This is a genomic window from Allobosea sp. FBZP-16, assembly GCF_002831785.1.
In the GTDB taxonomy this organism is placed as follows: domain Bacteria; phylum Pseudomonadota; class Alphaproteobacteria; order Rhizobiales; family Beijerinckiaceae; genus Allobosea; species Allobosea lupini.
In genome coordinates, this window is record NZ_LNCQ01000029.1 from 201,558 (window position 1) to 221,095 (window position 19,538).

Annotated in this window: 18 protein-coding genes; 12 read left to right on the forward strand and 6 right to left on the reverse strand. The window is 66.1% G+C overall.

Features of this window, described 5'->3' with window-relative positions; all coding sequences use genetic code 11:
- Positions 1-78: 78 nt before the first annotated feature.
- Both CXY91_RS15675 and CXY91_RS15680 read right to left on the reverse strand, forming a co-directional pair.
- The gene (locus tag CXY91_RS15675) at positions 79-1,323 is read right to left on the reverse strand and encodes an ABC transporter substrate-binding protein (RefSeq protein ID WP_100962249.1); all 1,245 of its coding nucleotides are present in this window, start codon (positions 1,321-1,323) and stop codon (positions 79-81) included.
- Positions 1,324-1,385: 62 nt separating this feature from the next.
- On the reverse strand, positions 1,386-2,384 hold the full coding sequence (locus tag CXY91_RS15680; RefSeq protein WP_465246863.1) for a LacI family DNA-binding transcriptional regulator: 999 nt from the start codon (positions 2,382-2,384) through the stop codon (positions 1,386-1,388).
- Positions 2,385-2,608: 224 nt separating this feature from the next.
- Between CXY91_RS15680 and CXY91_RS15685 the strand changes: the two genes are divergently transcribed.
- Together CXY91_RS15685 and CXY91_RS15690 are read left to right on the forward strand one after the other, a co-directional pair.
- Positions 2,609-2,965: a DUF6766 family protein gene (locus tag CXY91_RS15685; RefSeq protein WP_100962251.1), complete on the forward strand. Its 357-nt coding sequence runs from the start codon at positions 2,609-2,611 to the stop codon at positions 2,963-2,965.
- A 111-nt stretch (positions 2,966-3,076) separates the two neighbouring features.
- A complete protein-coding gene (locus CXY91_RS15690) occupies positions 3,077-3,331 on the forward strand; it encodes a hypothetical protein (RefSeq protein ID WP_100962252.1) in 255 nt (84 codons plus the stop codon).
- Between the two features lie 106 nt (positions 3,332-3,437).
- Here CXY91_RS15690 and CXY91_RS15695 read toward each other — a convergent pair whose 3' ends face one another.
- The 3 genes from CXY91_RS15695 to CXY91_RS15705 form a co-directional block, all read right to left on the reverse strand.
- Complete coding sequence (locus CXY91_RS15695; RefSeq protein ID WP_199777461.1) at positions 3,438-4,259, reverse strand: ATP-binding cassette domain-containing protein; 822 nt, start codon at positions 4,257-4,259, stop codon at positions 3,438-3,440.
- Positions 4,235-5,317 (reverse strand): ABC transporter permease, encoded by a 1,083-nt coding sequence (locus CXY91_RS15700; RefSeq protein WP_100962253.1) that lies wholly within the window; start codon positions 5,315-5,317, stop codon positions 4,235-4,237. The genes CXY91_RS15695 and CXY91_RS15700 overlap by 25 nt, the downstream gene beginning before the upstream one ends.
- 114 nt (positions 5,318-5,431) lie before the next feature.
- Entirely contained in the window at positions 5,432-6,457 is a 1,026-nt protein-coding gene (locus CXY91_RS15705; protein WP_100962254.1) for a sugar ABC transporter substrate-binding protein, read from the reverse strand.
- Positions 6,458-6,807: 350 nt separating this feature from the next.
- On the opposite strand from CXY91_RS15705, the gene CXY91_RS15710 reads away from it, so the two are divergent.
- The 5 genes from CXY91_RS15710 to edd are packed head-to-tail and all read left to right on the forward strand — an operon-like array spanning position 6,808 to position 12,774.
- Positions 6,808-7,941, forward strand: coding sequence for an ROK family transcriptional regulator (locus CXY91_RS15710; protein WP_465246864.1), 1,134 nt, complete (start codon positions 6,808-6,810; stop codon positions 7,939-7,941).
- A 3-nt stretch (positions 7,942-7,944) separates the two neighbouring features.
- Positions 7,945-8,388, forward strand: a complete 444-nt coding sequence (locus tag CXY91_RS15715) for an RbsD/FucU family protein (protein ID WP_100962256.1) — start codon at positions 7,945-7,947, stop codon at positions 8,386-8,388.
- Positions 8,385-9,344: a carbohydrate kinase family protein gene (locus tag CXY91_RS15720; protein ID WP_100962257.1), complete on the forward strand. Its 960-nt coding sequence runs from the start codon at positions 8,385-8,387 to the stop codon at positions 9,342-9,344. Before CXY91_RS15715 ends, CXY91_RS15720 begins: the two co-directional genes overlap by 4 nt.
- A 47-nt stretch (positions 9,345-9,391) precedes the next feature.
- Positions 9,392-10,870, forward strand: a complete 1,479-nt coding sequence (gene zwf / locus CXY91_RS15725; RefSeq protein ID WP_100962258.1) for a glucose-6-phosphate dehydrogenase — start codon at positions 9,392-9,394, stop codon at positions 10,868-10,870.
- A 59-nt stretch (positions 10,871-10,929) separates the two neighbouring features.
- Positions 10,930-12,774 carry a phosphogluconate dehydratase gene (edd, locus tag CXY91_RS15730; protein WP_100962259.1) on the forward strand — a complete coding sequence of 615 codons (1,845 nt, stop codon included), beginning with the start codon at positions 10,930-10,932 and terminating at the stop codon, positions 12,772-12,774.
- Between the two features lie 236 nt (positions 12,775-13,010).
- On the opposite strand, the gene CXY91_RS15735 is transcribed toward edd, so the two are convergent.
- Positions 13,011-14,321: an aspartate aminotransferase family protein gene (locus tag CXY91_RS15735; RefSeq protein ID WP_100962260.1), complete on the reverse strand. Its 1,311-nt coding sequence runs from the start codon at positions 14,319-14,321 to the stop codon at positions 13,011-13,013.
- A 279-nt stretch (positions 14,322-14,600) separates the two neighbouring features.
- Here CXY91_RS15735 and CXY91_RS15740 point away from each other — a divergent pair, with 279 nt between their 5' ends.
- The 5 genes from CXY91_RS15740 (at position 14,601) to CXY91_RS15760 (ending at position 19,531) form a co-directional block, all read left to right on the forward strand.
- A complete protein-coding gene (locus CXY91_RS15740) occupies positions 14,601-15,260 on the forward strand; it encodes a TetR/AcrR family transcriptional regulator (RefSeq protein ID WP_158673439.1) in 660 nt (219 codons plus the stop codon).
- A 188-nt stretch (positions 15,261-15,448) separates the two neighbouring features.
- On the forward strand, positions 15,449-16,462 hold the full coding sequence (locus tag CXY91_RS15745; RefSeq protein WP_100962262.1) for a substrate-binding domain-containing protein: 1,014 nt from the start codon (positions 15,449-15,451) through the stop codon (positions 16,460-16,462).
- A gap of 60 nt (positions 16,463-16,522) precedes the next feature.
- A complete protein-coding gene (locus CXY91_RS15750; RefSeq protein ID WP_100962366.1) occupies positions 16,523-17,800 on the forward strand; it encodes an ABC transporter substrate-binding protein in 1,278 nt (425 codons plus the stop codon).
- Positions 17,801-17,873: 73 nt separating this feature from the next.
- Positions 17,874-18,728 carry a carbohydrate ABC transporter permease gene (locus CXY91_RS15755; RefSeq protein WP_100962263.1) on the forward strand — a complete coding sequence of 285 codons (855 nt, stop codon included), beginning with the start codon at positions 17,874-17,876 and terminating at the stop codon, positions 18,726-18,728.
- Positions 18,725-19,531 (forward strand): carbohydrate ABC transporter permease, encoded by an 807-nt coding sequence (locus CXY91_RS15760; RefSeq protein WP_091836814.1) that lies wholly within the window; start codon positions 18,725-18,727, stop codon positions 19,529-19,531. The genes CXY91_RS15755 and CXY91_RS15760 overlap by 4 nt, the downstream gene beginning before the upstream one ends.
- Positions 19,532-19,538: the final 7 nt, after the last annotated feature.

A 19,538-nucleotide genomic window follows, 5' to 3' on the forward strand; every position in this document is an offset into this window, starting at 1 on the left:
TCTGAGTCCCTGGCTCGCTGCTGCGCAGCGCCCCGGAAGACGGTGGGCTTCCGCACGAAGCGGGCGAACGCTGCGCGCTTACTTCCCCGACTGGTCGATGATCGACTGCATGGTCTTCTCGGCCTTGACGAGCGAACCCTCGACATCGTTGCCGAAGAAGACCTCGTTGAGCATCTGCTTCCACGGGCCGGTGCTGCTGTTGATGATATCGTTGTAGACCGGCGAGGATGGCGTCCGGCCGAGCTTCATCGCCTCGGTCGCGGTGAGGTAGCGCTGGTCGAGATCCTTCACCGCCTCGGCTGCGACATCAGCCCGCGTCGGCAGGCTGCCGAGCTTGGCGAGCAGGGTCTGGCCTTCCGGCGAGTAGACGAAGGTCAGGAATTCCTTGACCGCCGGCAGGTTCTTGCGCCCGGCCGTGACGACAAAATTGTCGCCGCCAGCGAAAGACGCTTTGCCGCCGGTCTTGCCGGGCAGGAAGGTCACGCCGAACTCGACCTTGGGATAGTTCTTGACGAGGTTGCCGATCGCGAAGGCCCCGATCGGCGACATCCCGATCCGATCGGTTGCGAACCCGCCGAAGAAGTTCGAGCCGGGATCGGTGCGCGCGCTCTCCGGCACATAGCCCTTGGCGACGAGGCCGCGATAAAGCGCCACCGCATCGCGCATCTGCGGCGTGTTCAGCGTCGCCTTCTTGCCGCCGTCGGACAGAATCTCGCCACCCGAGGCCCAGACCAGTGGCATAAAGGTGAAGGCGTTGCAGCCGCCGCAGGCGCCGGAAAAATAGAAGCCACGGATGTCACCGCCGATGGCGTTGACCTTGCCGGCATACTCCTCGATCTCGGCCCAGTTGGTCGGCCCCTTGTCGGGATCGAGCCCGGCCTGCTTGAACAGCTTCTTGTTCCACAGCATCACCGAGGCGTCGGCCGACATCGGGACGCCGTAGATGCGGCCCTCATAGGTGCCGGCGCCGAGATGAGCCTTGGAGAGCTGCTCGAAGAAGGGGAAGCCCTTGACCAGGTCGGTCAGGTCCTCGAGCTGCCCGGACGCGGCGAAGGCCGGCGTATAGACCAGATCGAGCGAGAGCAGGTCCGGTGCCGAGCCACCCGCCGCCGAGATCGCGTATTTTTGCACCATCTCGGTGTTGGGTACGATCTGCAGCTCGATCTGCGTCTTGTGCGCGGCGTTGAACGCCTTCACCAGCGAAGGCATGAAGGCCTCGCTGCTCGAGCGCGACCACATCGTCAGTTTCTGCTGTGCCAGGGCTGCGCCGGCCGATGCCTGCACGGCAACGAGGGCGAGCAAGGCTGCCTTGAATTCCTTCATCTGCGTCTCCTCCGGTTGCGGCCCTGGTTTTTGTGGCCGTTTTTGTTCGCGTATGGGGCTCGCTAAGACGAGCGTATGATCAGGCTGCAGGGCAGCTTCCAGACTCCCGTTTCGACCGCCTCGCCATTGACAAGCCGCACCAATGCCAGCCCGGCCTGCCGGCCCAGTTCTTTCAGATTCATATCGACAGTCGTAAGCGGCGGGCGCGTCTCCTTGGCGACGATTTCCCAATTGTCGAAGCCGACCACCGAGACGTCGCCGGGCACGTTCACCCCGCGCTCGCGCAGCGCGTCCACCACTCCCCGTGCAATCTGGTCATTGCCGCAGAAGATGCCGTCCGGCTTCTCGGCGCCGGACCACAGGACATCGACCGCCTGATGACCCCAGTGCTCGGACCAAGTGCCGAACAGGACATTGTCCTCGGCCGAGACCCCTGCCTCGACGAGCGCCTGCGTGCAGGCCAGCGCCCGTTCATGCACGACGTCGAATTCTGACGGTCCGGTGACATGGACGATGCGCTGCCGCCCTTGGGCCAGGAGATGGCGCACTGCATCCCCCGCGCCCTGGCGGTCGTCCGGGACCAGCGTTATGCCATCGCGCGGGCCGGCCATCAGCGCATAGACGACGGGCACGGACAGATGGGCGAGATCCACAGGCAACGGCTTGTCGATGCGCTTGCCGGTCGCGATGATGCCGTCGACCTGCTTGTCGAGCATCGCATCGACATGGATTCTGGCCAGGTCGGGATTGTCGCCAATGGCGCACAGAAAGACCGACACACCGTGGTCGATCAACCCTTCCGAGATTCCGGCCATCAGCGGCAGAGTGAAGCGGCCATAGGTGTCGTTCGTCAGCAAGCCGACGGTAAAGCTGCGCTTGCGAGTCAGGCTGCGCGCGAGGGAGTTCGGCCGGAAGCCGAGCTCCCGCGCGACCTGCTTGATGCGGTCGCGCGTCTCAAGCGAAACGCGCCCCGTGTCGTTGAGCGCTTTCGAGGCCGTAGCGGTGCTGACGCGCGCGGCCTGCGCCACGTCGTAGATCGTCACTCGCTCGCCCGACACCACGCTTGACACGCCCGACCTCAATTTGAGAAACCGGTTTCTCACATGGCTTATCAAAGATCCGCGCGATGAGAAACCGCTTTCTCAATCTCGTCCGCAGATTTTATGGTTCCTGCCGGTGCCTTGGCTCTTGCGCCTTGCGTCCGGCGCCGAAAATCCCTCCGGAGCAGGACCAAGCGATCCGTCTCGCCTTAGTTCGGCTCGGCAAGATCGCATGTGACCAGCACTTGCCGGCGGTCGCGGCCACGCCCGAGATCGAGCTCGTCGCAGTGGCCAGCCGGCATTCACGCCTGGACGGCGTCGAATGCTTCGCCACGGTCGAGGAATTGCTGGCCGAGGTCGTCGATGTCGACGCGTTCGCGCTGTGCGAGATGGCCGCCGGGCTCGTGACCGATGCGCTGATGATGGCGATCCGGCGCCGGGAAAGCCGGATGCCCTGCTGCCCTGCACCATTCGGACCATCGGCTACATCAGCCCGGTCGACCGCGGTGCTGGTCGCGCTGTCGATCTACTTGCGCTTCAGGGGCTCGCTGGAATCGAAGCCTGTGAGCGCGCGGAACTGCGACACCGGGCCTAGGGATTGAAGTGCATGGCCATCGCGTGGTCCCGGCATGGAACGGCAGACGGGCCAGGCGGTTGCAGCATGACGGAGTGATGCAACGGGACCAATTCCCCTGCGATGTCAGGAGTCCACCATGTTTATTCAAAACCACACGGAGTACGCAGCGGCGGCCGAGCGGGCCAACGCGCTGAGCGACGCGCCGGAAGGCTCCGACGCGGCGCATGAGCTAGCGATTCTCATAGAAGCCTTGCGCAAATGGGATGAGGAGCATGCGGGCGAGAATGCGCATGGACCGGAAACCAACCCCGAGCCGGGGAGCAATCTCAGCCCCGATGACCTGCCTATGTCTGGCCTGCCGGGGAATCTCGGAAAGTTGAAAGCGGACTAGCGGCGGTCGATTTCCCTGGTCCTGGATGGTGAGGTTTGCGGGCCGACCCTCGGCTAGAACGCCCTTCTAGGAAGAACGGGGCTGATATGAGAATCGATGGCGGGACTCAGGCCGCCATCTCGATCGGCGTTCTTGCCCCTGTCATGAAGGAGACCGCATCCGACATCGAATGGGTCTTGGGATCGATGACCGTCAGGCGACGGCCGAGACGATGGATATGGATGCGGTCGGCGATCTCGAAGACATGCGGCATGTTGTGGCTGATCAGCACGATCGCCACGCCGCGCTGGCGGACATCGAGGATCAGTTCGAGTACGCGCCGCGATTCCTTGACGCCCAGGGCGGCTGTCGGCTCGTCCATGATGACCACGCGCGAGCCGAAGGCCGTTGCCCGCGCCACCGCCACCCCTTGCCGTTGGCCGCCCGAGAGGGTCTCCACGCGCTGATTGATGTTCTGCACCGTCAGCAGGCCGAGCTCGGTCAGCTTGTCGCGGGCGATGCGCTGCATGGCCTTGCGGTCGAGCATGCGGCAGACCGAGCCGAGCACGCCCGGACGACGCAGTTCGCGGCCGAGAAACATGTTGTCGGCGATCGATAGGCTCGGCGAGAGCGCGAGTGTCTGATGCACGGTTTCGATGCCGGCGGCTTGGGCCTCCAGCGGCGAACGAAACGCGACCCTATCGCCATTGAGGCTGATCTCGCCTTCATCCGGAACCAGTGCGCCGGACAGCGCGCGGATCAGGGATGACTTGCCGGCGCCGTTGTCGCCGATAACGGCAAGGATCTCGCCGGGATAGAGGTCGAAATCGGCGTGATCCAGCGCAGTCACGCGTCCGTAGCGCTTGACGAGACCGCGGGCCTTGAGGAGCGGCTCGGCCGGTTGCGATGTTCTGAGTTCGAGGGTCATGCCGACACCTTCCGGATCCATTGATCGAGGGCGACCGCAATAATGATCAGCCACCCGACGGTGAACTCCTGCCAGAGCACGTCGACGCCCGAGAGCGCGAGGCCGTTGCGGAACACGCCGACGATCAAGGCCCCGACCAGGGTGCCGATGATCGAGCCGCGCCCGCCGAACAGGCTGGCCCCGCCGACGACGACCGCGGTGATGCTGTCGAGATTGGCCGTCTGGCCGGCCTGCGGGCTGATCGAGCCGATCCGTCCGATCAGGATCCAAGCGCCGAGTGCGCAGATGGTGCCGGCCAGCACATAGACGGTGAACAGGATGCGGTCCGTGCGGATGCCGGAGAGCCGCGCGGCGTCGGGGTCGTCGCCGACGGCGTAGAGATGGCGGCCGAAGGCGGTGCGGTTGAGCACGAACCAGACCAGCCCGACCAGCGCCAGCATGAAGAAGGAGCCGTAGGTGAAGCGGGCGCCGAGCACATCCACCGGCGTCCCGAGCCATTGCAGGAACGGGGCGGTTCGCGCCACCTCCTGCGAGCGGATGGTTTCCGAGGCCGAGTACCAAAGATTGAGTGCGAAGAAGATCGACCAGGTGCCGAGGGTGACGATGAAAGGGGGCAGCCTGAACCGCGTCACGAGCACGCCGTTGATCGCGCCGCAGCCCGCACCCGCAGCTATGCCTGCCGCGAGGGCGATCGGCGCCGGCAGCCCCATCATGACGGCGAGCTTACCCATGATCACCGAGCACAGGACCATGATCGCCCCGACAGAGAGGTCGATGCCGGCGGTGATCACGATCAGCGTCTGGGCAATCCCGATCACGCCGATGATCGTCACCTGCTGAATGATCAGCGACAGATTGAACGCCGACAGGAAGCGCGAGCCGACGATCAGGCTGAAGACAATGACACCGAGCAGAAGCACGATCGCAGGCACGGCGGTGGGGTTGGCATGCAAGAAATGCTGAAGCTTCTGGAGCGGCGATTTCGCCGACACCTCGAACTCGGCCACGCGGGTGTCAGGCTTGTCCAGCACGGCCTCGAAGGCCTGGATGCCGGGGCGGCTGTTGCCAATATCGGTCATCTTGGTTTCCTCACCGAGGGCTGTCCTTGCGCCGTGTCGGCGCGGGCGCCCACTCTTTTTCGGGCGTCCCGAGGCGGGGCGCCGGTCCTTGCACGCGGTGCATGACCGCCAATCTCAGCCCCAGCACTTCTTCAGCGCCGCGGCGCTGTCGATCGAGGGCAAGCCTTCGATGGGCTTGTCCGTCACCAGCTCCACGCCGGTATTGACGAAGCCGAGACCCGGCGAGGCCTGCGGCTTGGCGCCGTCCGTGGCGTATTTCTTCACGGCCTCGACGCCCTTGGCTGCCATCAGCAGCGGAAACTGCATCGATGTCGCGCCGATGACGCCGTCCTTCACGTTGCGCACGCCCGGGCAGCCGCCGTCGACCGAGATGATCAGCACACCCTTCTCACGGCCAACCGAGCGCAAAGCCTCATAGGCTCCGGCTGCGGCCGGCTCATTGATGGTATAGACCACCGAAACGCCCGGGTCCTTCTGCAGCAGGTTCTCCATGGCCTTGCGGCCGCCTTCCTCGCTGCCGAGGGTGACGTCGTGTCCGACGATGCGGGCATCCTTTTCGTCTCCGATCTTGGCCGGGTTGCCAACATCGATGCCGAAGCCTTTGAGGAAGCCCTGATCGCGGGCGACATCAACGGAAATCTGGTTCACGTTGAGATCGAGCATGGCGATCTTGGCCGAGGCCGCCTTGGCGCCCAAGGTCTTCGCGGCCCATTGCCCGATCAGCTCGCCCGCCAGGAAATTGTCGGTGGCGAAGGTGGCGTCCGCCGCAGTCGGCGGATCGAGCGGGGTGTCGAGCGCGATCACCAGGATGCCAGCAGCGCGGGCCTTCTCGATCGCCGGCACGATGGCGCGGGAATCGTTCGGCGTGATCAGGATGCCCTTGGCGCCGGAGGCGATCAGGTTTTCCACGGCTGCGACTTGGCCGTCATTGTCACCGTCAATCTTGCCGGCGAATGAACGCAGCTCCACACCATTGGCCTTGGCGGCCTCCTCGGCGCCGGCCTTCATCTTGACGAAGAACGGATTGGTGTTGGTCTTGGTGATGAGGCCGACGATCGGCCTGTCGGCGGCGCGAACGCCTTGGACGCTCAGTGCAAACACGAGCGCCGACGCGGCGCAAAGCCCGAATGGCAGACGCATTGTTCCCTCCCTTGGAACTGGTGTCGATCGGCGCGGTTCGACCGCACGCATGTTGTTTCTGCGACGCTATCAGGCACGAGACGAGGCGCCCTGTCAATAAATAAATCATTCCGATTTATTTATTGACAGGGCGCTCCGATCCGGTTCATTCTGATTGGCGCGATGCGTCATGCGTGTCGCGAAAAGAGAGCTACGACCGTAGCGAAAACAAGAAGAACACGTGTTTCGGGGAGCCGAGGATGGGAGAGCGCGCACCGCTGCGAGACGCCGACGAATCCGTGGTCGCGGCCTCGTTAGGAAGTCGCGGCAGCACTCAGACCGGCGTCCGGCTTTATAACGAACGCCTGATCTTGTCGCTTATCCGCCGTGATCCCGGCCTCGCCAAAGTCGAGATTGCCCGCCTTACCGGCCTTTCGACGCAGACCACGACCGTCATCATCAATCGGCTGGAGGCCGATGGATTGCTGATTCCCGGCGAGCCTCAACGCGGCCGCGTTGGCCAACCATCGGTGCCATACTCGCTCAACCCCGACGGTGCCTTCGGGCTCGGCCTGATGATCGGCCGGCGCAGCTCCGACCTCGTCCTGATGGATTTCACCGCTGGCATCCGCGCCAGACAGCGGATGATCTATCCGTTCCCGGTGCCGCAGGACATCCTGGCCTTCGCCGAGCGCGAGATGCCCAACCTGCTTGTCGCGCTCCCCGATGCGCAGCGGGAGCGGGTCAGCGGGCTAGGCGTCGCCATGCCTTTCGAGCTCTGGAACTGGGAGGCCGATCTCGAGACACCGGCTGGAGCGCTCGACGCATGGCGCGATTTCGACGTCGCCGGTGAGCTGTCGCGCCGCTTTGCGCCATTGCCGGTCCGGCTTTGCAACGACGCGACCTCGGCCTGCGCCGCCGAACTCACCTTCGGTGCGGGGCGCGCCTACCGAGATTTCGCCTACTTTTATATCGGTGCCTTCGTTGGCGGCGGTATCGTGCTGGGCGGCAGCCTGTTCCCCGGTCGAAGCGGCAATGCCGGGGCGCTCGGCTCGATGCCGATCATGCGGCGCGACGTGAATGGCGAGGTCAGCCTTCAGCAATTGATCCGCACCGCCTCGATCTACCGCCTGGAGCGGAAGCTGATCGCTGCCGGGCAGCGCGGCGCCGACATTTGGCTGTCGCCCGAGGACTGGTCGAATTTTCGCGAGCCCCTCGATGCCTGGATCGCGGAGGCGGCCGAGGCGCTGGCACAGGCCATCGCCTCCGCATGCGCGGTGATCGATTTCGAGGCCGTCATCATCGATGGCGCCTTTCCCATCAGTGTCCGCCAGCGCCTGGTCGAGCGCATTCGCGAACGGCTAGCCGGAATCGACCGCCAGGGTTTGACAGAGGCGGCGGTGTTGGAAGGTTCGGTCGGGCGCGACGCGCGCGCGATCGGCGGCGCGGCTCTGCCTCTGCTCGCCGCCTTCGCCCGCGACCACGACGTGCTGTTCAAGGAGTGAGGCATGCTCAAGGGTATCACTCCTCTGCTGGGACCTGAGGTGCTCGCTATCCTGCGGGCGATGGGCCATGGCGACGAGATCGCGATCGTCGACGCCAATTATCCTGCCGACGCCCATGCCAGGCGGCTGGTGCGTATGGACGGCCATGATGCGCCGGTGATCCTCGATGCCGTGCTTTCGCTGATGCCGCTGGATGCGGCCGTGGACGGTGCAGCATTCCGCCCTTGTGCCTTCGGCGATTGCGAGCGGCGGGAGCCGGTCTTCGCTGAGTTCGAGGCTGCCATTGCGCGACGCGAACCGGGCTTCCGGCTGACGCCAATCGCTGGCGAGCCATTTTACGACCGCGTCCGTGCCGCCTATGCCGTCATCGCAAGCGGAGAGCGGAGACTTTACGGCAACATCATCCTGCGCAAGGGCGTCATCGCGACCCCGGGGGCCGCGCCATGATCCTCGTCTGCGGAGAAGCCCTGATCGATTTGTTCGTCGGCCCTCCCGAAGGCACCGAAATGCCGGCACGGGCTGTCGCGGGCGGGTCGCCTTTCAACGTCGCGGTTGGCCTTGCCCGGCTCGGGGTCGAGACCGGCTTCCTCGGCGGCATCTCGCATGACCGTTTTGGCACGCTGCTCGCTGAAATTCTTACTCACGAGGGAGTGGACGACAGGTTCCTCGTGCGGACTGACCGGCTCTCGACCATCTCCGCCATCGCGACCGCTCGTGACGGCCAGCCGAGCTACAGCTTCCATGGCGAGGGTGCGGCAGATCGCTCGCTCGGGCTCGCCGATTTGCCGGCTGCGCTGCCGGCGGAGGTCCAGGCTTTGACCTTCGGCTCCTATACCATGGTTGTCGAACCTGTCGGTTCCGCCTTCGCGGCCCTGGCTGAGAGCCAGAAAGGGCAGCGCGTCATCAGCGTCGACCCCAATCTTCGCCCGAACGTGATCCGGGACATGGCACAGTGGAATCGGGCGGCCGAGCGCTTCTATCGCACCGCGACTTTGATCAAGGCCAGCGACGAGGATGTCCGCATTGCCTGGGACGGGCAGGTGACGATTGCCGAGGCTGCCGCATATTGGCTCGATTGTGGCGCCCAGCTCGTCGTCGTGACCGAGGGGGTGGGAGGGGCGACCGCCTTCTCCGCCGCGGGCAGCATTTCAGTGCCTGGCCGCGCCGTGCGGGTGCATGACACCGTCGGGGCCGGCGACACGTTTCATGCCGCGCTGCTTGCCCAGCTCACAAAGTCCCTGAGGCTTCATCCCGGCGCAATCGCAGCGCTTGATCTGCCAGCGATCGGCGAGTTGCTGACCTACGCGACAGCTGCCGCAGCCATCACCGTTGCCCGCCGCGGAGCCGACCTGCCCACGGCGGCGGAGGTCGATGCATTTCTGCATCCGCGCCTCACCGGCTGATTGCCGGAGCTGATGAGTTTTCGGGGTTGAGACCAGAAGGGGATTGCATGACCAGCCGCGTGATACCGGTGGCTCCCTTTGTCCTGACGGTGTTCGGTGCGACGGGTGATCTTGCGCGGCGCAAGCTGCTGCCCGCGTTGTTCCATCGCGATTTCGCTGGCCAGTTGCCGCCGGAGGCGACGATCATCGGCGTTGCGCGGGGCGCAATGACCAGGGAGGAGTTCGTTTCTCTCGCACGCGCGGCCATCGTCGAGCATGTGCCGGCTTCGGAGACGGCCGGTCCGGAGCTCGATCGCTTCCTGACGCGGCTGAACTATGTGACCGCCGATGCCGAAGGACAGGACGGCTGGGCGGATCTCGCTGCGGCAATCTCACCCTATGCGGACCGCATTCAGGTTTATTACCTCGCCACGGCACCGCATCTTTTCGGGCCGATCTGCGAGCGGCTTGGCAATTTCGGCCTCGCCCGCAACGATTCCCGGGTGGTGATCGAAAAGCCGATCGGCAAGGACCTCGCCTCGGCAATCCGGCTGAATGCTGCCATCGGCAAGGTCTTTCCCGAAGAGCGCGTCTACCGGATCGACCATTATCTCGGCAAGGAGACGGTGCAGAACCTGATGGCGCTGCGCTTCGCCAATGCGCTGTTCGAGCCGCTCTGGAACGCCGCCCATATCGACCATGTCCAGATCACTGTCGCCGAGAGCCTCGGGGTCGAGGAGCGCGCCGGCTACTACGACACAGCCGGCGCCATGCGCGACATGGTGCAGAACCATTTGCTCCAATTGCTCTGTCTTGTCGCCATGGAGCCGCCGCCATCACTCGATGCCGATGCTGTCCGCGACGAGAAGCTCAAGGTATTGCGGGCGCTGAAGCCAATCGACGAGCGCAACGCCGCGAGCCTTACGGTGCGCGGCCAGTATCGCGCCGGCGCCTCGGCAGGCGGAGCGGTGCCAGGCTATCTTGACGAGCTCGGATCGAATGCCAGCCAGACGGAGACCTTCGTCGCTCTGAAGGCAGAAGTTGCGAACTGGCGCTGGGCCGGCGTGCCCTTCTATCTGCGCACCGGCAAGCGCCTTGCGACGCGCGTCTCGGAGATCGTCGTCGGCTTCCGGCCGGTGCCGCACTCGGCTTTCAGCGAGCAGGTCGGACAGATCCGACCAAACCGTCTGGTCATTCGTCTGCAGCCGGACGAAGGCGTCAAGCTCTGGCTGATGATCAAGGATCCCGGTCCCGGCGGCATCCGCCTCAGCCATGTCCCGCTCGATATGAGCTTCGCCGAAGCCTTCAAGGTCCGCAATCCCGATGCATATGAGCGGCTTATTCTCGATGTCGTCCGCGGCAACCAAACATTGTTCATGCGTCGCGACGAGGTCGAGGCCGCTTGGCGATGGGTCGACCCTATCCTGGAAGCGTGGCGCAACATGAATGAGCAGCCGCGCCCTTATACGGCCGGCACATGGGGACCTTCCGCCTCGATCGCATTGATCGAGCGCGATGGCCGGACCTGGCAGGAGGACGGAGCGTGACGTCCCGACGCGATGCCGTTGCAGCGGTCATAGTGGATTAAACTTGCCAGGAGGTCTCGATGACCACCCAAGCCAACAGTTCTCTTCTAAACGCCCGCGTCGGCGAGGTCACGGAACGGATCGTGCGCCGCTCACACGATGCGCGGCAGCGCTATCTGGATGGGGTGGAGGCCGCGGCAGCGGCAGGGCCGCGCCGCCAGCGGCTGGGCTGCGCCAACCAGGCTCACGGCTTCGCCGCCTGCGGGCCCGGGGACAAGGCCATGCTGCGGGCCGGTGCCGGCGCCAATCTTGCCATCGTCACCGCCTATAACGACATGCTCTCGGCCCACCAGCCCTACGAGAACTTTCCCGAGGTGATCCGCGCCGCAGCGCGTGCCGCCGGCGGCGTGGCGCAGGTCGCGGGCGGCGTGCCCGCCATGTGCGACGGCATTACCCAAGGCGAGGCCGGGATGGAGCTCTCGCTGTTTTCGCGCGACGTCATCGCGCTGGCGACTGCGGTCTCGCTTTCGCACCAGACCTTCGATGCCGCGGTCTTTCTCGGCATCTGCGACAAGATCGTGCCCGGTCTCGTCATCGGCGCGCTTTCCTTCGGCCATCTGCCGGCCGTGTTCATCCCCGCCGGCCCGATGACCTCAGGCCTCTCCAATGACGAGAAATCGCGGGTACGCCAGCTCTTCGCCGAGGGTAAGGTCGACCGCGACGCGCTGCTCGAAGCGGAATCGCGCTCCTATCACGGCCCCGGCACATGCACCTTCTACGGCACCGCCAATACCAATCAGATGGTGATGGAGATCATGGGGCTGCACCTGCCGGGCGCCTCCTTCGTCAACCCCAACACGCCGTTGCGCGAGGCCCTGACCAAGGCTGCTACCGAGCGGGCGATGGCGATCACCGCGCTCGGCAACGAGTACAAGCCGGTCGGCCGGATGCTGGACGAGCGCGCCTTCGTCAACGGCATGGTCGGGCTGCACGCCACCGGCGGCTCGACCAACCATACCATGCATCTCGTCGCCATGGCGGCGGCGGCCGGCATCCGCCTGACCTGGGACGATTTTTCCGATCTCGCGCCGGTGACGCCGCTGCTGACGCGCATCTATCCAAACGGCAAGGCCGATGTGAACCATTTCCATGCCGCCGGCGGCATGGGATTCGTCATCCGCGAGCTGCTTGGCGGCGGGCTGCTGCATCGCGATGTCGAGACGGTCCTGGGGCAGGGGCTCGATGCCTATGTCCGGGAACCGGTGCTGGCGCCAGACGGCAGCCTCGCCTGGCGCGACGCCGCCGCCGCCAGCGGCGACGAGACCGTGCTGCGCGGTGTGGCGGCGCCTTTCCAGCCGACCGGTGGCCTGACCCTCCTGACCGGTGATCTCGGCCGCGCCGTGATCAAGACCTCCGCCATCGCGAAGGAGCGCCATGTCGTCGAGGCGCCAGCGCGCGTCTTCCACAGCCAGGAAGCGCTGCAGGTCGCCTTCAAGGCCGGCGAGCTGACGGGGGACGTCGTCGCCGTGGTGCGCTTCCAGGGCCCGCGCGCCAACGGCATGCCGGAGCTCCACAAGCTGATGCCGCCGCTAGGCGTGCTGCAGGATCGCGGCCTCAAGGTCGCGCTGGTCACCGACGGGCGGCTCTCCGGCGCCTCCGGCAAGGTGCCGGCGGCGATCCATGTCACGCCGGAAGCCGCCGATGGCGGGCCCATCGCATTGATCCGCGATGGCGACCTGATCCGCGTCGATGCCGTCGCCGGCACGCTGACGGCACTGGTCGACCCGCGGGAATGGGTGCGCCGCACGCCGGCAGAGGCCGATCTCGCCCAGTCCCATCGCGGCGTCGGGCGCGAATTGTTCGAGGCCTTCCGCTCTTCCGTCGGCACGGCCGACACCGGTGCCACGATCTTCGGCACTTCTTAGATGACGGAACTCGATGAACAGGCTCGGTGACCGCAAGGTGGCATGCTTGCGGCGTCTGGAACGCCAACGCGCCCGATGCGACAGGCATGGCAATCGGCCGTGCCTGTGAGTGCCGGTCATCCAAAGCCTTGTACGAGGCCGATTGAGGCGAGCTATCGGCATGATCGTCGGCAATCCGATTTCGACGTGGTTCCACCGAGAACAGGCCGCCCTGCGGTCAACGCAGCCACACCCGCTCAGGCGAGCACATGCCTGCGCTCCGCGACAACGTCCTGAAATGCGGTGAGGAATTGCTCCGTCGCCGCATCGTCGACGGCCAGAGACAAGGCGATGAAGCCGCGACGGGCGAGGTAGAAGCCGCGCTCGAGCAGATCGAGGAAGACGAGCTCCTTGAGGCGATCGTCGCTGCCGGCAAGGTCGTCCGGCGTGCTCACCGGGCCGCGAAAGCCATGGATATTCATCAGCGAGCCCTGTCCGCTCGCGTGGAGTGCGACATCGGCCTTGCGGAAGACCTCGTTCAGCCGTTCTCGCAGGCGCTCGCCGCGCGCGTGCAAAGCTTCGGCGATCTCAGGCGTGAAGACCTGCGTCAGCGCGGCGATGCCGGCCGACATGGAGAGGACGTTGTTGTTGAAGGTGCCCGCATGCGGCAGGGAGCCCGGCCTTTCGGGATCGTACATCGCCATGATCTCGGCCCGCCCGCCAAAGGCCCCGAAGGACATGCCGCCGCCGATCCATTTGCCGAGCGTGACGAGATCGGGCTCGAGGCCGAGCAGGCCATGGGCGCCGCTGCGGCCGAAGCGTGAGGTCATCACCTCGTCGAGGATGAGAAGCGCACCCGCAGCGTGCGTCTCCTCGCGCAGCATGGCGAGGAAAGCGGGGCGGGCGGGAATGCAGCCGCCCGAGCCCATCATCGCCTCGGTCAGTACGCAGGCGAGGTCCGACGCGTTCTCCCGGATCAGGCGCGCCGTCGCCTCGGTGTCGTTGTAGGGCGCGACGATGGAGTCATAGGGCGCGTTGATCGGAATGCCACCGCCGCCGAAATACAGCAGCCCGCCATGGTAGCCGCCCCGGAACACCAGCACCTTCGACCGCTTCGTGAAGGCGCGGGCCGTGGCGATCGCCATCAGGTTGGCCTCGGTGCCGGAATTGGTGAAGCGCACCCGCTCGATCGCGGTGAAGCGGGCGACGACGTGCCGGGCGAGCTCCGCCTCGAACATGTTGTGACCGCCGAGATTGACGCCACCATCGAGCGCCGCATCGATCGCGGCTCGGATGACCGGATGGGAGTGCCCGAACAGGCCGGCGGTGTATTCGCCGAGCAGGTTGACGTAGCGGTGGCCGTCGGCATCGGTCGCAACCGCTCCCTCGCCATGGGCAAGGCGTAGCGGGAACGGACCGTGATAGAGCACGGTCCGGGTGTTTCCACCTGGCATCACTTCGCAGGCGCGCTGGTGAACGGCCAGCGATTTCGGCCGCCGCTCCGCATAGCGCGCCCGGGCTTCCACGAGCTCGTCGTCGATCGACCTGTTTCGCCGCGCCGTATCCATGATCCGCCGTCCGCCAGCTTGCCCCGCCGCACTGCCCTCACGACAGCACGGCCTCACTGGAAATAATTGTACGATGTACAATTTATTTGTCGAGAGGGGTCGGCGAGGATTTGCCCTGCAAGGTATCGCGACCTCGATGTGGCTGCTAATTGCGACCTGTCGAGTAGAATCGGCTCGACCGTAGCGAGCGCCGGGGAGGGCATGCCGGAAGCCGAGCAACGAAAGCGTCGGGGCCGTCCCAAGCGTAACGAAGTCGTTGCGCTCGATCGCGCTCAGATCGTGACGGAGGCGCTGCGGCTGATCGACGAGCGCGGGCTGGAGGCTTTCAGCCTGCGCGAACTCGCACGGGCGCTCGGCGTGTTTCCGACGGCGCTGTACTGGCACATGCCTGGTGGCCGCAATGCCGTGCTCGGCGCAGTGGCGGCGATGGCTTTCACCGATGCCATCCCGCCGGCCGAGGATGCAGTCGACGACTGGGAGGGCTGGCTCCGCGCGCTTTTCACCCGCTACCGCGACTCGCTGCGCAAGCACCCCAATATCGCGCCATTGCTCGGCGCCCAGATCGTCTCGAACACCGGCGTCGACATGGAGCTGGTCGAACGCATCCTCGCGGCGCTGGAATCCGCGGGCTTTGGCGGCGAACGGCTGGTCGATGCCTACAACACGGTGGTCGCGGGCCTGCTCGGCTATGTCACGCTGGAGCTCGCGCCCGGCCCGGCCGAGGACGCCAGCGAATGGGCGAACGCCTTCGAGGCCGAGATTCGCGGCGTCGACGCCGGCCGGTTCCCGCGGCTCGCGCGCAATCTCGATGCGCTCGCCAACCGCGCTTTCATCGTCCGCTGGCAAGGCGGCGCCGAGAAGCCGATGACGCACAGCTTCGACTTCTATGTCGAGACCATCGTCACCGGCCTGCGCGCACTCGCTCGCAAGCCGATCTGAACCTCCCAGTCAGACGAAAGTCAGCAGCCGGCGCGGATTGCCGACAAGGATCGCGTCGATCTCGGCCTCCGCAGCCGCGTCTTGTAGCAGATGTCCTGGCTGATCACGATCAGGCCCTCCGCTCCATGCCTGCCGGTTGACTCGCGCTATCGGCACGATAATTTTCCAAAACGTTTTGGAGACCTGTTTTGAGCTCTCTGAAGGACCTTGCGCGGAATCTGGGGCTCTCGATCACCACGGTGTCGCGAGCTCTCGACGACTATCCGGACGTTGCCCAGTCGACGCGCGAGCGCGTCCGGCATGCAGCGCGCGAAGCCAATTACCGTCCACACAGCGCCGCACGCCGCCTACGCAAGGGCACAGGCGAGACCGTCGCCTTCGTCATGCCGGCGCAGCCCGGGCATTTCCACGAGCCGGTTTTTGCGGAGCTGCTGGCGGCGATCGGGGAAAAGCTCGCGGCCGAGCAGCACGACCTCATCCTGCTCGCGGCCCGCCCCGGCCTCGAGGAGATGGCGACCTATCGCCGGCTGGTGGAGAGCGGCCGCGCCGACGCATTCATCCTCGCCCGTACCCGCCGCAGGGACGAGCGCGTCGCCTATCTCGAGGCGAAGGGCGTTCCCTTCATCTGCCATGGCCGGACCGAGACCAAGCGGCCCTACGCCTTCGTCGACGGCGATGGGCAGGCCGGCTTCAGGACGCTGACGACGCGCCTGATCGGCCTGGGGCATCGCCGGATCGCGCATCTGTCGGCGCCGTCCTACCTCACCTTCGCGACGTTGCGCGCCGCCGGCTGGCGGCAGGCGATGATCGAAGCCGGCTTCGAGGAGGACGTGCAGCGGCTCTTCGTCGAAGGCGAGCCGACCGAAGCGGACGGCCACCGCCTCGCCGCCGAGCTGCTGGCTGGAAGCCAGCCGCCAACGGCTCTCGTCTGTGCCACCGACCGGATGGCGCTCGGAGCGATGCAGGCTGTGGTCGAGGCCGGCCTCGCCATCGGCCCGGACATCGCGGTCACCGGCCATGACAACATTCCCGCCGCGTCCTATGCGCGGCCGGGGCTCACGACCTTGGAACTGCCGCCGGCCGAGGTCGGCGCGCGGCTCGCCGCGATGGTGCTTGCCCGCATGAGCGGGAGAGACCCGCGCGAGCTCTCGGCCGTGCTGGATTTGCGCCAGATGCCGCGGGGTTCGAGCGCAGAAGCCTGACGATCCAAGCCTGAAGCGGCCGGCAAGGCCGCACGAGAACGAACACGGAGGGAGGAGATGATGAAACCCATTCTGGCAAGCGCGGGCGCCGTTGCGATCCTGTTCACGACGAATCTCGCCGCCGCGCAGGACGTGAATTTCCTGTCGACGCAATTGCGGCCGGTCGAGGAGGCGCAGAAGGTCCGCCAGGTCCTGCTCAAGGGCGTGCCCGGCAAAGTCTCCTATCTGGTCGAGGAGCCGCCGCAATTCGACGTGCGCATGAAGGCCGAGGGCAGGGCGGGCAAGCGTACGATCAGCGTCGCCGGCGCCCTCCATGGCGAGTTGCAGCCGCTCGTCACCTCCGGCGACATCGAGCCGATCGACGATATCGCCGCCAAACTCGCCGATCGCGGCATCCCGCAGGGGCTGATGGAACTCGGCAAGCTCGGCACGGGCAAACAGGTCTATATCCCCTGGATGCAGGCGACCTACATCATGGTCGCGCGCAAGGAGGCGCTCGCCTCGCTGCCGGCCGGCGCCGACGTCAACGCTCTCACCTATGACCAGCTCGAAGCCTGGGGCAAGGCGCTGACCGAGAAGACCGGCAAGCGCCTGATCGGCTTCCCGGCCGGGCCGAAGGGGCTGATGCCGCGCTTCTATCAGGGCTATCTCTACCCCTCCTTCACCGGCGGGGTGGTGACGCCCTTCCGCTCGGCCGAGGCCGAGGCGATGTGGGGCAAGTTCAAGAGCCTCTGGCAATACGTCAATCCGAACTCGACCAGCTACGACTTCATGCAGGAGCCGCTGATGGCCGGCGAGGTCTGGGTCGCGTTCGACCATGTCGCGCGCGTCAAGGACGCGCTGGTGCAGGAGCCCGACACATACGTCACCTTCCCGGCACCGGCCGGCCCGAAGGGGCGCGGCTACATGCCGGTCATCGCCGGCCTCGCCATCCCGAAGGGCGCGCCCGATCGCGCCGGCGCCGCCGCGGTGATCGAGCACCTGACCAAGCCTGACGTGCAGGTGAGGACCGCAGCCGAGGTCGGCTTCTTCCCAGTGGTGAAGGCCGACCTGCCGGCCGATCTCTCGCCGGGCATCAAGCTGATCGCCGAGGGAGTCGCCAAGACACAAGGGGCGAAGGATGCGCTGCCGGCGCTGCTCCCGATCGGGCTCGGCGACAAGGGCGGCGAGTTCAACAAGGTCTTCTCCGACAGCTTCCAGCGCATCGTGCTGCGCGGCGAGAACCCGCGCACGGTGCTCGACGCGCAGGCTGTCGTGCTCAAGGGGCTGATGGAGACGACGAAAGCGCCGTGCTGGGCGCCGGACAAGGCGAGCGATGGCGCCTGCCCGGTGAACTGACGCGAACCATTCCTCCCCCTGGGCGGCCTGCGGGCCGCCCGCTTTTCCCATTCCACCCGCCGCCGGGACCGCCATGAAGCGAGCGCAGTCGCGAGCCCTCCCTTACCTGCTGCTGGCGCCGTCCCTGGTCTTCCTGGCGGTGATCTTCCTGCTCCCCCTGGTGCAGACGATTGCGCTGTCCTTCAGCGAAGGCGGGGTGGCCTCGCTCGGCAACTACCGGCGCATGGTCTCCGACCTGAACTTCGGCCTCGCCCTGCGCAACACCTTCCTCCTCGTGCTCGTGGTCGTGCCGATCCAGCTCGCGCTCGCCCTCGGGCTGAGCGTGATGATCGAGAAGATCGGCCGCGGGCGCGATCTCGTGCTCTGGGTCTGGACGATCCCGCTCGGCGTCTCAGATCTCGCCGCCGGTCTGGTCTGGCTCGCGATCCTGCAGGATCGCGGCTATCTCAACAGCGCACTTTACGGGCTCGGGCTGGTCGACGGGCCGACCGCGTGGCTGACCTATGAGACGCCCGGCACGCTCTTCCTCGGCGTCGTCCTGGCCGAGATCTGGCGCGCCACCGCGATCGTGCTGGTCATCCTGGTCGCCGGCCTCCAGCTCATCCCGAAGGAATATCGCGAGGCGGCCGAGGTCTTCGGCGCCAGGCCCTGGACGATCTTCCGCCGCATCACCCTGCCGCTGCTCAAGCCCAGCATCCAGACGGCTCTGATCCTGCGCACCGTGCTCGCCTTCGAAGTCTTCGCGGTGGTCTACGCCATCGGCGGCACCAATTTCCCGGTGCTCGTCGGCGAAGCCTATACTTGGCAGAACGCCAACCAGAACACCGGCGTCGCGGCCGCCTACGCGATGCTGATCGTGGTGATCTCGCTCGCCGCGACGGCGATCTACCTGCGGGTGCTGCGCGTGCCGGCGGAGCAGCAGCCATGAGCGGGCTGAAGCGCACCGTCTTCTGGACCGGCGTCGTCGCGCTCTGCGCCTGGGTGCTGGTGCCGATCTGGCTGATCGCGCTCGGCGCCTTCGGCGGGCGCACCGGCGTCTTCCGCTGGCCGAAATCGCTCTGGCCAGGGGATGCCTCGTTCGCCGCCCTGCAGACTTTCCTCGCGGTCGAGGGCGTCTGGCCGGCGATGGTCAACAGCATCGTCGCGGCGCTGACCTGCATGGCGCTCTCGATCGGCCTCGGCGCTCCCGCCGGCTATGCGCTGGCGCGCTTCTCGTTCCGCGGCCAGAATGCCTATCGCCTGCTGATCCTGCTGACCCGTGCCTTTCCGCTCGCCATCCTGGCGCTGCCGCTGACGGTCGCCTTCATCCGCATCGGGCTCTACGACACCGCCTTCGGCGTCGGCCTCGTGCACACGGCGCTGGCACTGCCCTTCGCAGCACTGGTCTCGGCGAGCCTGTTCCAGGCGATCCCTCGTGAGCTGGAGGAGGCCGCCTGGGTCTTCGGCTGCAGCCGCTGGCAGGCCTTCCGCAAGGTGGTGCTGCCATTGGCGCTGCCCGGCATCGCCGCGGCGGCGATCTTCGCCTTCGTCATCTCCTGGAACGAGGTCTTCGCCGCCTCGGTGCTCTCGGTGAAGAACCGCACCCTCACCGCCTATCTGCTGACGGTGCTGGCGGAATCGCCGCTGCATTTCCGCTTCGCCGGCGGCTTCCTGCTGATCCTGCCCTCGCTCGCCTTCATCTTCGCGGTCCGGAAATACCTGTTCGCGATGTGGGGCATCGCCAACCGCTGACGGGAAC

What these genes read in the sequence shown, in the direction of transcription:
- CXY91_RS15695 (WP_199777461.1), bottom strand. Translation starts at nt 4,259, where the DNA reads ATGGATCCGGAAGGTGTCGGCATGACCCTCGAACTCAGAACATCGCAA.
- CXY91_RS15760 (WP_091836814.1), top strand. Translation starts at nt 18,725, where the DNA reads ATGAGCGGGCTGAAGCGCACCGTCTTCTGGACCGGCGTCGTCGCGCTC.
- edd (WP_100962259.1), top strand. Translation starts at nt 10,930, where the DNA reads ATGACCACCCAAGCCAACAGTTCTCTTCTAAACGCCCGCGTCGGCGAG.
- CXY91_RS15690 (WP_100962252.1), top strand. Translation starts at nt 3,077, where the DNA reads ATGTTTATTCAAAACCACACGGAGTACGCAGCGGCGGCCGAGCGGGCC.
- CXY91_RS15700 (WP_100962253.1), bottom strand. Translation starts at nt 5,317, where the DNA reads ATGACCGATATTGGCAACAGCCGCCCCGGCATCCAGGCCTTCGAGGCC.
- CXY91_RS15755 (WP_100962263.1), top strand. Translation starts at nt 17,874, where the DNA reads ATGAAGCGAGCGCAGTCGCGAGCCCTCCCTTACCTGCTGCTGGCGCCG.
- CXY91_RS15735 (WP_100962260.1), bottom strand. Translation starts at nt 14,321, where the DNA reads ATGGATACGGCGCGGCGAAACAGGTCGATCGACGACGAGCTCGTGGAA.
- zwf (WP_100962258.1), top strand. Translation starts at nt 9,392, where the DNA reads ATGACCAGCCGCGTGATACCGGTGGCTCCCTTTGTCCTGACGGTGTTC.
- CXY91_RS15750 (WP_100962366.1), top strand. Translation starts at nt 16,523, where the DNA reads ATGAAACCCATTCTGGCAAGCGCGGGCGCCGTTGCGATCCTGTTCACG.
- CXY91_RS15675 (WP_100962249.1), bottom strand. Translation starts at nt 1,323, where the DNA reads ATGAAGGAATTCAAGGCAGCCTTGCTCGCCCTCGTTGCCGTGCAGGCA.
- CXY91_RS15720 (WP_100962257.1), top strand. Translation starts at nt 8,385, where the DNA reads ATGATCCTCGTCTGCGGAGAAGCCCTGATCGATTTGTTCGTCGGCCCT.
- CXY91_RS15715 (WP_100962256.1), top strand. Translation starts at nt 7,945, where the DNA reads ATGCTCAAGGGTATCACTCCTCTGCTGGGACCTGAGGTGCTCGCTATC.
- CXY91_RS15705 (WP_100962254.1), bottom strand. Translation starts at nt 6,457, where the DNA reads ATGCGTCTGCCATTCGGGCTTTGCGCCGCGTCGGCGCTCGTGTTTGCA.